The following is a 14,372-nucleotide window of genomic DNA, read 5'->3' as shown; positions in this document are numbered from 1 at the left end:
GATTTCGCTGTCGTTCCCGGCGAAGCGAGGCGTCGGAGACAACACGATTGTTTCCTAAGCTATTTGGGCGCGCCCCTCGTCCATCGCCACCCTCATGCAGCGCACCGCCTCCTCGAGCCCGAGGAAAATAGCCTCGCCGATGAGGAAATGGCCGATATTGAGCTCGACGATCTGAGGGATGGCGGCTACCGGGCGCACGTTGTCGAGGTTCAGGCCATGGCCTGCATGGATCTCGAGCCCGATCTTGGCCCCGTGCTCGGCGGCGCGGCGCAGGCGCTCGAGTTCGTGAGCCTGCTCCTCCTCGTCATTTGCCTCGCAATAGGTCCCCGTATGCAGCTCGACCACGGGCGCGCCGAGCTCGCAAGCAGCGTCCATCACCTCGGTCTCGGGCTCGACGAAGAGGGAGACGCGGATGCCTGCTTCTTTGAGCTCCCGGATGGCCGGGCGCAGAGCCCCATGCTGGCCGATGATATCCAAACCACCTTCCGTCGTCCGCTCCTCGCGCTTTTCAGGCACAAGGCACGCCGCATGAGGATGAAGGGCAATTGCGAGGGAGATCATCTCGGGCGTTGCGGCCATTTCGAAGTTGAGCGGCACGAAGAGCTGGCGCTTCAACCGCTCCATGTCCTGGTCCCGGATATGACGGCGATCCTCCCGCAGATGGGCCGTAATGCCGTCCGCGCCTGCCAGGACAGCAAGATGGGCTGCCCGGATCGGATCGGGATGAGGCCCGCCGCGGGCATTCCGGACGGTGGCGACGTGGTCGATGTTGACGCCGAGGCGCAGGGGTTGGGCTTTCATAGGCTTGTTTTAGCTTAAAGCCATGCTCTGACCAGCCTTCCCTGGTGCCGATCATACATATGCTCGGCGGCAATGCCGAGCTTTGACATCTTAAATGATACTTTATATCAATCACGACCGAACAGTCAGGGGCTTTCATGATCCAGATCATACTACGTGGACTGGCGGCGATTCTCGTTGGACTCGGGACCTTGTTGTGGCTTTGGCTGCTCGTGGCCGCCATCGCGACGTCGTCCGACGCCTTGGGAGAAGCACTGGCATTTGGATACGGTTTTACGGCGACGCTGTTCTTTTGCATCTTCACCTTACCGGCCGGAATCTTTGTCTACAGGGGGCGGTGGCTGCCGCTGGCCTTGGTCCTTGCGGTCATTCCAGTTTTCGTAGCCATAGGCTTTAGCTGACCCAAGGGGAGCGAACCAATCCCTTGCCTTCTCAAGCCGTCGTGCTCCCTCCGGCTGGGATGAAACATACGGCGTAGTCTTCCGTCCACGGTCTCGATTAGTCTCGTCGTTCGGTATCTAAGCCCTCGACAATCGCTCGGCCTCGCAGACTCGAAGGGCTAGGCGGCCTGTCGGATGGGCAAAACGAGCTCACCGCATTCCGCCCGAGCTTCAATCAAGAAAACTATCCAATAGTTCATCACGATAAATCGCGGCAGGACAATCAGCCCTGCCGCCAGTGATTGAGGCCTAAAACGACCCTAGCCTCAAACAATCCTTAATAGGCAAGTCCAGAGAAGATCTGAAAATCGTCCGCGGCTATTCGCGTTCCGTAGACAACCTGAGCAAACATCTCAGCGGCCAAACCGCCGGCTCCGTCAGTATCGTAAAGGAGTGCCCCCCGCTGCATATCATAGATGATCCCAGCCCCGTTCAGCTCATCCTCACTGCTGGCAAGAAACTGGAGTGCGCCCGGAGTCAGACTTGAGAACCGCGATGTATACAAACGGATGCTGTCTTCTGGGGAGTAGAAGTCGGCAATGACATCGGAGCTCGATCCGCCTACAGCGTCGAAAAAGAACGAATCCTGACCGGATCCACCGACCAAGGTGTCGTTTCCTATGCCGCCCATGAGGGAATCGTTCCCTTCACCGCCGTCGATTTTATAGCTGTATCCGGGGTCGTATAACTTGCCGTAGCAGCAGCAATATCATTGCCGCGACCGAGGAAGACCGTGGAGGTGCTGCGCCCTCCCTTCATGACGAACGTATCGTTGCCGTCCCTGAGATCGACGGTTCCGTTGATAACGCCGCCATCGTTCTCGACATAGTCGTATATGGAGCTGCCCCTGATAGCGAATGAAGTGCCGTTGATTTCGCCGGTGTTCACAAGGAGCTTGGGGCCATTATAAAAGGTTTGGGAAAATTGAACACCTATATCTCCAACAATAACACCATGGTTGGTGATAGTGCCAAAGGCATTCCTGACGCCGATCCCGCCGTTGGAAAGGTCCCCTTGGACGAAGCCGGTCGTTCCAACGGTTACATAATTCGTGCCCGGGCTTTCGTGAGGTGGAGCCAGGTCAATGCCATGCCCAAGGGCACTAACGACTGAGCCGTTAATGTACACCTCAATTCCCATGGGATTCCATGATGAGCTCACCGCAGGCGCATACTTTCCTCGGACCATGATGTAGCCATCGGCCTCAACGCGAAGGACATCGTACTGCTTCAGCGTCAAGCCTGGACTGCTGCCGGTCGAATACTTGTCGATCGAGTTGCCAGCATGAATTTTGTAGATCGTCATGAATGTTTTCCTATTGTGACTTACAGATTTGCACAACCTTGTTTGCAACAATGTATCATATAATTTGTGTCGGAGTGGTGCGTCCACCGCCCAATAGTTGTGGGCGAGCAGCGCACTAAATCAGCGCTCTCGAAACTTATCTTCGCGGAGCGCTTGCTCGTGAGCTTTCCTTGGAGCTCGTTATGTATTGCCCTTATGAGCGAAATCGACTATAGCCGCCGCTTCGCGTTCGCTCCGGCCGGGGGCTGAACGGACGGCATGTTCTCCATGCAGGGGCTTTTCGAAGTCCCGTCGTCCGGTGTCTCCGCCTTCGACAACCGCTCGGGCCTTGCAGGCTCGAAGGGCTTGGCGCCGATCGGACGCGCGAAACCGGCTCAAGGCATCCGTTGAGAAGCCAAAGCCTGAACCCAAACGTGAGAAAGGCCCACTATGCCTCTCTATGAGCATATCTTTATGGCTCGCCAGGACGTCACGTCCCAGCAGGTCGAAGCGATGGTCGACCAGTACAAGGGCGTTATCGAGCAGAACGGTGGCACGGTCGAGAAGACCGAGATGTGGGGCGTCAAGTCCCTCGCCTACCGCATCAAGAAGAACCGCAAGGCTCACTTCACGATGTTCAACATCAACGCTCCCGCCCCGGCTCTTGCCGAGATGGAGCGTCAGATGAGCATCAGCGAAGACATCCTGCGCTTCATGACCATCCGCGTCGAAGAGCTCGAGACCGAGCCGTCGGTGATGATGCAGAAGCGCGATCGTGACGAGCGCAAGGACCGTGAGCGTCGCGAACGCGACACCGGTTTTGACGGCAACGAAGGCGAGGAGGCTTAATCATGGCAGCTGGTGCTGGTGCAGGCGGCGGTCGCCGCCCCTTCTTCCGTCGTCGCAAGACCTGCCCGTTCTCGGGCCCGAACGCTCCGAAGATCGACTACAAGGACACGAAGCTTCTGTCCCGCTACATCTCGGAGCGCGGCAAGATCGTTCCTTCGCGCATCACGGCCGTGTCGGCCAAGAAGCAGCGTGAGCTCGCCCAGGCGATCAAGCGCGCGCGCTTCCTGGGCCTCCTGCCCTACGTGATCCGCTAAGACCAAGACCTCGGCGGGCCGCCTCGCGCGGCCCGTCCTCTACTTTTCGTCGCCCGGCGGTGAAATCCCGCCGAGTCAGTTGGGGCAAAAGCCCCTAACCCTGCGAAGAGCAGCGGGACAGCGGGACCATGAATTTTATTGTTTCAGGCATAGGCGCGGGCCTCGTCTCGGCCCTTCTCACGGCAGTGGTCGTCAAGGCGACTCCGCTGGCCGCCATCCTGTATCTGCTCGCCCCCATCCCGGTCCTCATCGTTTCGCTCGGCTGGAACCATCGTTCCGGCCTCGTGGCGGCAGTGGTGGGCGGCCTCGCGATTGCGGCCTTCATTTCACCCCTCAGCGGCTTGGCGTTCGCGGTGATCACCGCATTGCCGGCCTGGTGGCTCGCCTATCTGGCCCTGCTCGGACGCCCGGAGCCGGATGGGGCCATCGAATGGTATCCGACAGGACGGCTGCTGGCATGGGTGGCCGGAACGGCGGCGCTGACCATCATGGCCACCGCCATCATGTCCACGCGTGGCGACTACGCGGCGTATTACCAGAATGCCCGCGAGATCGCGGAAGCGTTCGTCAACCTGCAATTTCCCGCAAGCCAGAGCAGCCTCGACGCAGAGACCCGAAGCGGGTTCATCGATGTAGTTGCGAGCTTCACGCCCTTCCTGTCCGCCCAGGGGTTCACCACTGTCCTGGCGCTCTATCTATGGGCTGCGGCGAGAATCGTTTCCATTTCGAAGCGACTGCCCCGTCCCTGGCCCACAGTATCGGAACTCCAGATGCCGCGCTCGATCAGCGTTCTCCTGGTCGTCGCCGTTCTTCTGGCAGCGTTCTTCGACGGCTTCATCAGCGTTTTCGCCTCCGCACTTGCCGGAGCGCTTTTCACGGCCTTCGCCCTTCAGGGGCTGGCGGCCATTCACGATCGGACCCGGGGCAAGCCGGGACGGCCGTTCCTTCTGACGGGCGTGTACCTGCTCGTCCTCATGACTCAGGGCATCCTCGTGGTCGCCCTCTCGTTGTTCGGCATTGCCGACACGGTCTTTGGGCTGCGCCGCCGTTTTGGACGATCAGGCCCAAAACAACCTCCAACTCTTTCAACCTGATCACAAACATTAAAGGAGAAAACCAATGGAAGTGATCCTTCTCGAGCGCGTCGCGAAGCTCGGCCAAATGGGCGAAACCGTGAAGGTTCGTCCGGGCTACGCCCGCAACTTCCTTCTGTCCCGCGGTAAGGCGCTGCGCGCCACCAAGGCCAACAAGGAGCATTTCGAGACCCAGCGCGCCCAGCTCGAGGCCCGCAACCTCGAGCGCCGTAAGGAAGCGGAAGCGGTCGGCGAGAAGCTGAACGGCCAGAGCTTCAGCATCATCCGCCAGGCTGGCGAGTCCGGAGTGCTCTACGGTTCGGTCTCCACCCGCGACCTCGCCGAGATCATGACGGCTGGCGGCTTCACGGTCGACCGCAGCCAGGTCGTCCTCAACCAGCCGATCAAGACGCTCGGCCTGCACAATGTGCCGGTCTCGCTCCATCCGGAGGTCGAGGTTCAGGTGACGATCAACGTCGCCCGTAGCCCTGAAGAGGCTGAGCGTCAGGCGCGCGGCGAAGCCGTCACCACCCGCGAGGAGACCAACCTCGACGATCTCGGACTCGAGGTCGGCGCGGCTCTGGCTGAGGCAGGCGACGTCGAGCTCTAATCGGCAAAGCTTGTTTTAGTTCACGATTTGTTCTAAATTAGTGCCTCCTGACGATTCGTCGGGAGGCGCTTTTTCGTTGGGGATCGCGAGTCAAGCCGGGCCGTCTGCGAAAACGTGCATCGTGTGAGAATCGAGGACAGCGAGGACAAGGGAAGCCTATCGGCAAAGAGTCTTAATCTGTGCCCGGCTGGTCACCTTTCGGTAGCTGAATCCGGATAAGAGTACGGCAACCCCTCCCTCGTATACGGAGCGCCAGATGGCCACCGCCAACGCCCTGATCGCCCGCATTGAGGCTGCCGAGCCGCAATACCGCGCCCCGCCGAGCAACATCGACGCCGAACAGGCGCTGCTCGGGGCGATCCTCGTCAACAACGATGCGTATTACCGCGTGTCCGACTTCCTTGAAGCGGGCCATTTCCTCGAAGAACTGCACCGGCGCATTTTCGAGGTCGCCACCACCCTCATCAAAGCCGGCAAGGTCGCAACGCCCGTCACCATGAAAACCTTCCTGGGGGACCAGGATCTGGGCGGCGTCACAGTCTCACAATACCTTGCCCGCCTCGCGGCCGAGGCCACCACGGTCATCAACGCCGAGGATTACGGCCGCACGGTCTATGATCTCGCCATCCGCCGGCAGCTCATCGGCATCGGCGAGGACATGGTGAACGTCGCCTACGATTCGCCGGTAGACAGCGCCCCGCGCGAGCAGATCGAGGAGGCGGAACGGCGTCTCTATGAACTCGCCGAGACCGGACGTTACGATGGCGGCTTCCAGCGCTTCTCCGACGCACTGACGGCGGCCATCGACATGGCGGCCGCCGCCTACAAGCGCGAGGGCGCGCTTTCGGGCATCTCCACCGGCCTCATTGATATGGACCGGACGCTGGGCGGTCTTCAGCCCTCGGACTTGATCATCCTGGCAGGCCGACCGGCGATGGGTAAAACCTCGCTGGTGACCAATATCGCGTTCAATATCGCGAAGGCCTACGAGGCCGAGAAGCAGCAGGACGGCACCTTGAAGACCGTCAACGGCGGCATCGTGGGCTTCTTCTCCCTCGAAATGTCCGCCGAGCAGCTCGCCACTCGTATCATCGCCGAGCAGTCGGGCGTTCCGTCTTACAAGATTCGTCGCGGCGACATGCGGGAGGATGATTTCTACAAGATCACCGAAGCCGCCCGGGAGATGCAGTCGATCCCGTTCTACATCGACCAGACCGGCGGCATCTCGATCGCGCAGCTTGCCGCCCGCGCCCGTCGTCTCAAGCGCCAGCGCGGCCTCGACGTGCTGATCGTCGACTACCTTCAGCTTCTCTCGGGCTCGTCCAAGAAAGGCGAAAACCGGGTGCAGGAGCTGACCGAGATCACCACGGGCCTCAAGGCTCTCGCCAAAGAGCTTTCCGTTCCTCTGATTGCCCTCTCGCAGCTCTCCCGTCAGGTGGAATCGCGCGACGACAAGCGACCGCAGCTTTCGGACCTGCGTGAATCGGGCTCCATCGAGCAGGACGCCGACGTGGTCATGTTCGTTTACCGAGAGGAATACTATCTAAAGAACAAGGAGCCGAAACCCGGCACTGAGGAATACTTCAAGTGGCAGACTGAAATGGACCAGGTCCACGGCAAGGCTGAGGTGATCATCGGCAAGCAGCGTCACGGACCCACAGGCACCGTGCAGCTCGCCTTCCAGGCGGACATCACCCGCTTCACCAACCTGGCGGACGAAGACAAACTCCCTGATCGGATCGGCGATTGAACAAACTTCTACGACGAACCAGCGATCCCAGCCGCATTCCCGACAACGCGGCTGGCGGGTTGCTTCACATCGACCTCGACGTACTGGCGTCCAACTGGCGTAATCTGCGCGATCACGCAGGCGGCGCGGAGGCTGCGGCCGTCGTCAAGGCGAACGCCTATGGGACTGGAATCGAGCAGGCTGTCCCTGCCCTCCTCCGGGCAGGCTGCCGCACGTTCTTCGTGGCCCATCTGGACGAAGCGATCTGCACCCGCGCGGTCGCTGCGGACGCCGCAATCTACGTCCTCAACGGGCTCCTGACGGGCACAGGCCCGACCTATGCGGATTTCGACCTGCGGCCCGTCCTCGGCTCCTCGGAGGAAATCGACGAATGGGCTGCCTTCAGCCGCTCTGAGGGGCGCAGGTTCAAGGCGGCGGTCCATGTGGATACAGGCATGAACCGGCTTGGGCTGACCGTTCCAGAAGGGCTGGCCCTCAGGGACCGGACGGACCTACAAGACTTCGACCTCGCTCTCCTGATGAGCCATTTCGTCAGCGCCGAGGAGGGCGGCAATCCCCTCAACGGCCAGCAGATCGAAGCTTTTCAGGCCGTGCGGCAATCGCTGCCGGGCATTCCGGCCTCGCTGGCGAACTCGTCAGGCATCTATCTTGCCCAGAAGCCCCATTTCGATCTCGTCAGGCCCGGCTATGCTCTCTATGGGGGCAACCCGACGCCTGACCGGGACAATCCCATGAGCCCGGTCGTCGGGCTCGAAGGTCGCATCGTCCAGCTGCGCTGGATCGAGCCGGATCAGACCGTTGGTTACAATGGCCGCTGGACCGCCCTCGAACAACGCCGGGTTGCGACGATCTCTGTCGGTTACGCGGACGGCTATCCGCGCTCAGCAAGCGCAAGAGGCAATAGCAGCGAGACGGTGCTGGCCGGGATGGCGCTGGTGAACGGGCGCCGATGCCCGTTTGCCGGAAACATTTCCATGGATCTTATTGCGGTCGACGTGACTGAAGCGGCGGACCAGGTACAGCGCGGTGATACGGTCACGCTGATCGGCGGAGACTTGACGGTGGACGAGGTCGGCCGCCGCGCCGGCACTATTGGCTACGAGGTTCTGACCAGCCTGGGCTCCCGGTATGCCCGCACCTACCGCGGAGGCGAAGGCTGATGGCCAAGCGTCAACCCTCCTTCGCGTGCCAGAGCTGCGGCGCGGTCTACAACCGCTGGAAGGGCAAGTGCGAGGCCTGCGGCGGCTGGAACTGCATTGTTGAGGAAACGGGCTCGGCCAACCCCATGGTCGGGCCGGTAGCCACGCGCCCGTCACGCGCCAAAGGGCGGATCTTCCCGCTCGAGGGTCTGGCGGGCGAGGCCAAGGAAGCGCCGCGCACGCCGTCCGGAATTGCAGAGCTCGACCGGGTCACCGGCGGCGGCTTCGTGCACGGCTCCGTGATCTTGCTCGGCGGCGATCCCGGAATCGGAAAATCGACCCTGCTCATGCAGGCAACGGCGGCCCTCGCCAAGCGTGGCGAAAGGGTTGTTTATATCTCGGGCGAAGAGGCGGTAGCGCAAGTTCGCCTCCGGGCCGAGCGCCTCGGCCTTGCGAACTCTCCGGTCGAGCTCGCATCGGAGACGAATGTCGAGGATATTGTCGCGACCCTGACCCAGGGACCACGCCCGGCGCTCGCCATTATCGACTCGATCCAGACCATGTGGACCGAGACTGTGGAATCGGCACCAGGCACCGTGACGCAGGTGCGTGGCAGCGCCCAGGCGCTGATCCGCTTCGCCAAGACCTCCGGCACGGCGGTCATTCTTGTGGGCCACGTTACCAAGGACGGCCAGATCGCTGGCCCCCGCGTAGTCGAGCATATGGTTGACGCGGTCGTGTCGTTCGAAGGAGACACGGGCCACCACTTCCGCATCCTGCGCGCGGTCAAGAATCGCTTCGGCCCCACCGACGAGATCGGGGTGTTCGAAATGTCGGACCAGGGCCTACGCGAGGTGCCGAACCCGTCCGAACTTTTCCTGGCCGGACGCGACCTGGCAACGCCAGGCACCGCCGTGTTCGCCGGAATGGAGGGTACGCGTCCGTTGCTGGTGGAAATCCAGGCCCTCGTGGCTCCCACCTCCCTGGGCAATCCCCGCCGTGCCGTGGTCGGCTGGGATCAAAACCGGCTCTCAATGGTTCTTGCCGTCTTGGAGGCTCATGGAGGCCTGAAGCTCGGCATGCATGATGTCTACCTCAACGTGGCAGGCGGCCTGCGCATCACCGAGCCCGCCGCCGATCTTGCGGCCGCTGCCGCCCTTATATCCTCCCTGTCCGGCTCGCCGCTTCCGCCCGACACCGTCTATTTCGGCGAAATAGGGCTCTCAGGGGCGATCCGCCCCGTGGCTCAGGAGCAGGCGCGGTTGAAGGAAGCAGCCAAGCTGGGCTTCTCCAACGCCGTATCGCCGGCTCCCAGAGTAGACAAAAAGGCCAAAGAGCGCCTTCCCCTCCCGACATCAGCCATCGGCCACATTACCGATCTGGTCGCAGGCGTCGCAGCGCGCAGACGTAAGGCATCGTAACCAGCGTCGCCTGCGGCTGGCGTCTATGCCGTTCGGCCTAATTGACACATAGTTACGTTTGCGATTTGGTCACGGAGAGACAAATTATCCCATTGTGACTACCCTGATTGGGGATGCACTCTCCAGTCAGGGATTTATCACTTCCCTTTAAGAGGAACCACTATGGCTGCAACGATCTCTCTCACGGGTTTTACGACATTCAACGAGAACCCGGCAGACGGGACTGTCATCGGCACCCTGAGCGTTGAAGGCGGCCGCACCGGCGAAAACTTCGATTTTTCGATTGCAGCAAGCTGGGCGAATTACTTCCTGATCAGCGGCGATCAACTGATCGTCAAGAACGGCAACCTGTTCAACTTCGAGGCCTTTAGCGCTCTCGATTTTGTCATCTCGGTTACGAGCACGGAGACGACCGGCGGGACCAGCGTCAGGGACGGCTCCTTCAGGATCAACCTGAACGATGTGCCTGAGGCTCCGACCGATATTCTCCTGTCGAAGGCGACGGTCTTGGAGAATGCCGTTGCAGGCGCCGAAGTGGGTCTCCTGACGGCGGTCGATCCCGACAATCCGGAAGTGTCCGCCGCCGTGATGCCGACCTTCACCCTTGTGGACAACGCGGGCGGTCGCTTCAGCATTGTCGCCAACAAGCTGGTGGTAGCGGAAGGCGCCACGTTCGACTTCGAAACCGCGCCCTCGCATCAGGTCACCATCAAGGTCACGGATGTCAGCGGTCTGACCTTCCAGAAGACCATGACGGTCAGTGTCTCGGACGCGCTCGAGACTGTCAGCGGCACCGGCCGGAATGAGAAGCTCCGGGGAACCGACTTGGCCGAGTCGATCGATGGCGGCGCCGGAAACGACTGGATCTGGGGCATGGGTGGCGACGACGTCATCAATGGCGGCGCCGGCAAGGACATCCTCTATGGCGGCGAGGGTAAGGATACCTTCCTGTTCAACAGCCCCTTCAAGAAGGGTCATTTCGATCAGGTCAGGGACTTCAACTCTGCGGACGACTCCTTCCAGTTCGACCTGGCGGCCCTGAAAGCCTTCAAGGTCAAGGCTTCGAAGAAGGACCTGGTGTCGATCTTTTCCAAGGGAAAACCAGACGACAAGGGCAAGCCTGGAGACAAGGGCAAGGCCGACGATAAGAAGTCGCCCTTCAGCCTCGACAAGGTCTTCAAGGAAGGCAAGCTGGAGAAGAAGTTCTTCAGCATCACAAACCCGAAGGACTCTAACGACTACGTTTACTACAACAAGAAGAACGGCACCGTTTACCTCGACGCCGATGGCTCGGGCAAAGCCAAGGGCATCGAAATTCTCAAGGTGAAACCCGGCACAACTGTATTGGCAGACGACTTTCTGTTCATCTGAACAGGAACTCCATTGTCTCGTTCAGAAGCCTTGGCGGAACACGCCAAGGCTTTTTGTTTTCGTTTCCGGCCGGGACCGTCCGACCGATGCCCGGACCAGCCGGTTGCGGACCTCACACGGCCGCCTGCTTCGGCGGGGTGACTAAACGATTTCTTGAGGGTATACAGCCCAGGCTTTGAACCCGCGAATGCGGCACTCATCCTGTTTCTGCGTTAGGCTCGCCTCATGCCCTTTTCAGTCCTGGATCTCGTCGTCATCGGCGTTGTTCTGATCTCAGCTCTCCTGGCTGCCGTGCGCGGCTTTACGCGCGAGGTGCTCGCCATCGTCGCCTGGGTCCTCGCGGCCGCGGCTGCCTGGTACCTGCATCCGACCGCCCTGCCCCTAGCGAAGCAGTACATCAACAGCGATACCGTGGCGCTTGTGGCGTCCATCGGCGGCATCTTCGTCGTGACCCTGATCATCGTGTCGATCATCACGGTCCAGATATCCGACCTCATCCTCGATTCCCGGATCGGCGCCCTCGACCGGACGCTGGGCCTCGTCTTTGGGGCCGCCCGGGGCTTCCTGATCTGCGTGATCGGCTGGGCCTTCATGGGCTGGCTCCTGCAGGACAAGACCCCCGAACCGGGATGGGTCGCCAACTCCCGCACCCGCCCGGCCATGGAGAACACCCGCGACAGCATCATCGCCATGCTGCCGGAGAACGCCGAATCCCTGATCCAACGGCTGCGCGACCGCGACGCGGCGCCCGACCCGGCGGAGCCGGCGGAGCCCGATCCGCAGCGAGGCACCGCTCCAGCAACTCCAGGCGCGCCGGCCGCGCCGGCGGCTCAGCCCCCTCAACGGCGCAGTTAGGCCATTCGGCCAGCGCAATGAGGGGTGGCAGGAAGTGACATTGTGATCGGCGCGGGATTCCTTAAATAAGGCTCTCGCGCCTTTGGTTTAGCGCGCACCCCAAGGAAACGATGATGTCTGCTCGGTCTGAGACGTGGCAGGTCCAACCCAAGGCGGTAGACCTCGACCTCGATGGCGACACGCTGCGTGAGGAATGCGGCGTCTTCGGCATTTACGGCCATCCGGACTCGGCGGCCATTACGGCGCTGGGCCTTCATGCCCTCCAGCATCGCGGCCAGGAGGCGGCCGGCATCGTCTCCTTCGACGGCCACGTTTTCCACTCCGAGCGCAAGCTCGGCCTCGTGGGCGACAGCTTTTCGGACCGGGCCACCATCGAGCGCCTCGAAGGTCTGTCGGCCATCGGCCACGTTCGCTACTCGACCACTGGCGAGACGGTGCTGCGCAACGTGCAGCCGCTCTTTGCGGAGCTCGACGGCGGCGGCCTGGCCGTTGCCCATAACGGCAATCTCACCAACGGCCTCACGCTTCGCCGCAACCTCATTCGCGACGGCGCTATCTGCCAGTCCACGACCGACACCGAGGTGATCGTCCACTTGGTCGCCCGCAACCGCAGGGACAAGGTGGTCGACCGATTTCTGGAGGCGATCCAGAAGATCGAAGGGGCCTATGCCCTCGTGGCGCTGACCAACAAAAAGCTCATGGGCGCCCGCGACCCTCTGGGCATTCGTCCGCTCGTGCTTGGCGAGCTCGACGGCCGCTACATCCTGACCTCCGAGACCTGCGCCCTCGACATCATCGGCGCGCGCTTCATCCGCGATATCGAGAACGGCGAATGCGTCGTGATTTCGGACGAGGGGATCGAGTCCTATCGTTTCGCGCCTGAGCAGGCACCCCGCCCCTGCATCTTCGAATACATCTACTTCGCCCGTCCGGATTCTATCGTGAATGGACGCAGCGTTTATGACGTCCGCAAGGGCATGGGCCGCGAACTGGCCATGGAAGCCCCGGCAGACGCCGATGTGGTCATCCCAGTGCCGGATTCCGGCGTCCCGGCGGCTCTCGGTTACGCCCAGACCGCAGGGCTTCCCTACGAGCTTGGCATCATCCGCAACCACTATGTGGGCCGCACCTTCATCCAGCCGACCCAGTCCGTGCGCGAGCTCGGCGTACGCATGAAGCATTCCGCCAACCGCGCAGCAATCGCCGGCAAGCGGATCGTACTTGTGGACGACAGCCTGGTGCGCGGCACGACCTCTGTGAAGATCGTGCGCATGATGCGTGAGGCCGGCGCGAAGGAAGTGCACTTCCGCATCGCCAGTCCGCCGATCACCCATCCGGACTTCTACGGCATCGACACGCCCGAGAAGGAAAAGCTACTCGCCGCCACCCATGATCTAGAGCAGATGCGCCAGTACATTGGGGCCGACTCGCTGGCCTTCCTGTCCATCGAGGGCATCTACCGCTCCATGGGCGAGATCGGCCGCAATCCGGACCAACCGCAATTCACCGACCATTGCTTCACGGGCGACTACCCGACGCCGCTGACGGACCTCACCGTCGCCACCCCGCGTCGTCTCTCCCTGCTGGCCGAAGCTGACTGAGGATCCATGGACAAGCCTCTCTCGAACCGCGTCGCGGTCGTCACCGGCGCATCGCGCGGCATCGGCCGCGCCGCCGCCCTGGCTCTCGCGGAAGCAGGCGCGCACATCATCGCGCTAGCCAGGACGCAAGGGGCGCTCGAGTCCCTCGATGACGAAATCCGCGCCAAGGGCTCCTCGGCGACCCTGGTCCCGGTCAACCTTAAAGATCTGGATGCCCTCGACCGTTTGGGCGGCGCAATCTACGAGCGCTGGGGCAAGCTCGATATCCTGTTCGGCAATGCGGGTATCCTAGGCGAACTCGCACCCATCGCCCATATCGACCAGCCGGTCTGGGACGAGGTGATGGCCATAAACGTCACCGCCAATTACCGCCTCATCCGCTCCCTCGACCCGCTCCTGCGCGCCTCCGACGCCGGCCGGGCCATCTTCGTAACCTCTGGCGCCGCGCACAAATGCACCGCCTACTGGGGCGTCTATTCGGTCTCGAAGGCTGCCTTGGAAGCCCTCGTACGCACCTACGCGGCCGAAACGACGACGACACCCGTCAAGGCCATGCTGCTCAACCCCGGCCCCCTACGCACTGCCATGCGCCGCACCGCCATGCCGGGCGAAGACCCGCTGACTCTCAAGACACCGGAAGACCTCGCGCCCCACGTGGTGAAACTTGCCCTGCCCACCTGGGCCGAGACTGGTAAAATCTACGACTTTACTCAGGACGGAAAAGTCATCGAGCCGCAAAGACCGGCTTGACATTATCAAGCTCACGTCATGGCTGCCTTTCGGAGTTGGTTGGGGATTGATCCCGGCCGTCCGCACCCTGCCCACGCTACGCGTCAGGTCTCTAGTTATACCAAGTCCCGCTGATCAGAACCGGTGCGCCCACTCCCGCAGGCCGAGGGACATGATCGTCCAGGGTCGATCCGT

At 61.7% G+C, this 14,372-nt stretch carries 16 protein-coding genes; 13 read left to right on the top strand and 3 right to left on the bottom strand.

All coding sequences use genetic code 11. The features are described 5' to 3' along the window. Positions 1-54: 54 nt before the first annotated feature. A complete protein-coding gene (locus DRB19_RS20535; RefSeq protein WP_114187898.1) occupies positions 55-801 on the bottom strand; it encodes a pyridoxine 5'-phosphate synthase in 747 nt (248 codons plus the stop codon). A 137-nt stretch (positions 802-938) separates the two neighbouring features. Between DRB19_RS20535 and DRB19_RS20530 the strand changes: the two genes are divergently transcribed. Beyond that, the gene (locus DRB19_RS20530; RefSeq protein WP_114187897.1) at positions 939-1,202 is read left to right on the top strand and encodes a hypothetical protein; all 264 of its coding nucleotides are present in this window, start codon (positions 939-941) and stop codon (positions 1,200-1,202) included. Positions 1,203-1,518: 316 nt separating this feature from the next. On the opposite strand, the gene DRB19_RS20525 is transcribed toward DRB19_RS20530, so the two are convergent. Next, on the bottom strand, positions 1,519-1,872 hold the full coding sequence (locus DRB19_RS20525) for a M10 family metallopeptidase C-terminal domain-containing protein (RefSeq protein WP_114187896.1): 354 nt from the start codon (positions 1,870-1,872) through the stop codon (positions 1,519-1,521). Continuing rightward, entirely contained in the window at positions 1,860-2,546 is a 687-nt protein-coding gene (locus DRB19_RS20520) for a hypothetical protein (protein WP_114187895.1), read from the bottom strand. The genes DRB19_RS20525 and DRB19_RS20520 overlap by 13 nt, the downstream gene beginning before the upstream one ends. A gap of 258 nt (positions 2,547-2,804) precedes the next feature. On the opposite strand from DRB19_RS20520, the gene DRB19_RS31550 reads away from it, so the two are divergent. The 12 genes from DRB19_RS31550 (at position 2,805) to DRB19_RS20465 (ending at position 14,198) form a co-directional block, all read left to right on the top strand. Next, positions 2,805-2,936 carry a hypothetical protein gene (locus DRB19_RS31550; RefSeq protein ID WP_276330622.1) on the top strand — a complete coding sequence of 44 codons (132 nt, stop codon included), beginning with the start codon at positions 2,805-2,807 and terminating at the stop codon, positions 2,934-2,936. Between the two features lie 39 nt (positions 2,937-2,975). Continuing rightward, entirely contained in the window at positions 2,976-3,374 is a 399-nt protein-coding gene (gene rpsF / locus DRB19_RS20515) for a 30S ribosomal protein S6 (RefSeq protein ID WP_114187894.1), read from the top strand. Between the two features lie 2 nt (positions 3,375-3,376). Beyond that, on the top strand, positions 3,377-3,628 hold the full coding sequence (gene rpsR, locus DRB19_RS20510; RefSeq protein WP_114187893.1) for a 30S ribosomal protein S18: 252 nt from the start codon (positions 3,377-3,379) through the stop codon (positions 3,626-3,628). Positions 3,629-3,756: 128 nt separating this feature from the next. Beyond that, positions 3,757-4,722 (top strand): DUF2232 domain-containing protein, encoded by a 966-nt coding sequence (locus DRB19_RS20505; protein ID WP_114187892.1) that lies wholly within the window; start codon positions 3,757-3,759, stop codon positions 4,720-4,722. Between the two features lie 25 nt (positions 4,723-4,747). Beyond that, positions 4,748-5,311: a 50S ribosomal protein L9 gene (rplI, locus tag DRB19_RS20500; RefSeq protein ID WP_114187891.1), complete on the top strand. Its 564-nt coding sequence runs from the start codon at positions 4,748-4,750 to the stop codon at positions 5,309-5,311. A gap of 256 nt (positions 5,312-5,567) precedes the next feature. Next, the gene (locus DRB19_RS20495; protein WP_114187890.1) at positions 5,568-7,061 is read left to right on the top strand and encodes a replicative DNA helicase; all 1,494 of its coding nucleotides are present in this window, start codon (positions 5,568-5,570) and stop codon (positions 7,059-7,061) included. Next, positions 7,058-8,221 carry an alanine racemase gene (gene alr, locus DRB19_RS20490; RefSeq protein WP_245439700.1) on the top strand — a complete coding sequence of 388 codons (1,164 nt, stop codon included), beginning with the start codon at positions 7,058-7,060 and terminating at the stop codon, positions 8,219-8,221. Before DRB19_RS20495 ends, alr begins: the two co-directional genes overlap by 4 nt. After that, complete coding sequence (radA, locus tag DRB19_RS20485; protein WP_114187889.1) at positions 8,221-9,621, top strand: DNA repair protein RadA; 1,401 nt, start codon at positions 8,221-8,223, stop codon at positions 9,619-9,621. The genes alr and radA overlap by 1 nt, the downstream gene beginning before the upstream one ends. A gap of 162 nt (positions 9,622-9,783) precedes the next feature. Beyond that, complete coding sequence (locus DRB19_RS20480; protein ID WP_114187888.1) at positions 9,784-10,992, top strand: cadherin domain-containing protein; 1,209 nt, start codon at positions 9,784-9,786, stop codon at positions 10,990-10,992. Positions 10,993-11,217: 225 nt separating this feature from the next. Further along, positions 11,218-11,847, top strand: coding sequence for a CvpA family protein (locus DRB19_RS20475; protein WP_114187887.1), 630 nt, complete (start codon positions 11,218-11,220; stop codon positions 11,845-11,847). Between the two features lie 113 nt (positions 11,848-11,960). Then, positions 11,961-13,448, top strand: coding sequence for an amidophosphoribosyltransferase (gene purF, locus DRB19_RS20470; RefSeq protein ID WP_114187886.1), 1,488 nt, complete (start codon positions 11,961-11,963; stop codon positions 13,446-13,448). Positions 13,449-13,454: 6 nt separating this feature from the next. Then, a complete protein-coding gene (locus tag DRB19_RS20465) occupies positions 13,455-14,198 on the top strand; it encodes an SDR family NAD(P)-dependent oxidoreductase (protein ID WP_114187885.1) in 744 nt (247 codons plus the stop codon). Positions 14,199-14,372: the final 174 nt, after the last annotated feature.

It is taken from the genome of Microvirga aerophila, assembly GCF_003332305.1.
GTDB lineage: Bacteria > Pseudomonadota > Alphaproteobacteria > Rhizobiales > Beijerinckiaceae > Microvirga > Microvirga aerophila.
The sequence above is the reverse complement of the archived record's forward strand: the minus strand, read 5'-3'. Positions and strand labels throughout refer to the sequence as shown.

Coding starts and splice junctions, on each gene's coding strand:
- DRB19_RS20535 (WP_114187898.1), bottom strand. CDS start 801: ATGAAAGCCCAACCCCTGCGCCTCGGCGTCAACATCGACCACGTCGCC.
- DRB19_RS20530 (WP_114187897.1), top strand. CDS start 939: ATGATCCAGATCATACTACGTGGACTGGCGGCGATTCTCGTTGGACTC.
- DRB19_RS20525 (WP_114187896.1), bottom strand. CDS start 1,872: ATGGGCGGCATAGGAAACGACACCTTGGTCGGTGGATCCGGTCAGGAT.
- DRB19_RS20520 (WP_114187895.1), bottom strand. CDS start 2,546: ATGACGATCTACAAAATTCATGCTGGCAACTCGATCGACAAGTATTCG.
- DRB19_RS31550 (WP_276330622.1), top strand. CDS start 2,805: ATGTTCTCCATGCAGGGGCTTTTCGAAGTCCCGTCGTCCGGTGTCTCC.
- rpsF (WP_114187894.1), top strand. CDS start 2,976: ATGCCTCTCTATGAGCATATCTTTATGGCTCGCCAGGACGTCACGTCC.
- rpsR (WP_114187893.1), top strand. CDS start 3,377: ATGGCAGCTGGTGCTGGTGCAGGCGGCGGTCGCCGCCCCTTCTTCCGT.
- DRB19_RS20505 (WP_114187892.1), top strand. CDS start 3,757: ATGAATTTTATTGTTTCAGGCATAGGCGCGGGCCTCGTCTCGGCCCTT.
- rplI (WP_114187891.1), top strand. CDS start 4,748: ATGGAAGTGATCCTTCTCGAGCGCGTCGCGAAGCTCGGCCAAATGGGC.
- DRB19_RS20495 (WP_114187890.1), top strand. CDS start 5,568: ATGGCCACCGCCAACGCCCTGATCGCCCGCATTGAGGCTGCCGAGCCG.
- radA (WP_114187889.1), top strand. CDS start 8,221: ATGGCCAAGCGTCAACCCTCCTTCGCGTGCCAGAGCTGCGGCGCGGTC.
- DRB19_RS20480 (WP_114187888.1), top strand. CDS start 9,784: ATGGCTGCAACGATCTCTCTCACGGGTTTTACGACATTCAACGAGAAC.
- DRB19_RS20475 (WP_114187887.1), top strand. CDS start 11,218: ATGCCCTTTTCAGTCCTGGATCTCGTCGTCATCGGCGTTGTTCTGATC.
- purF (WP_114187886.1), top strand. CDS start 11,961: ATGTCTGCTCGGTCTGAGACGTGGCAGGTCCAACCCAAGGCGGTAGAC.
- DRB19_RS20465 (WP_114187885.1), top strand. CDS start 13,455: ATGGACAAGCCTCTCTCGAACCGCGTCGCGGTCGTCACCGGCGCATCG.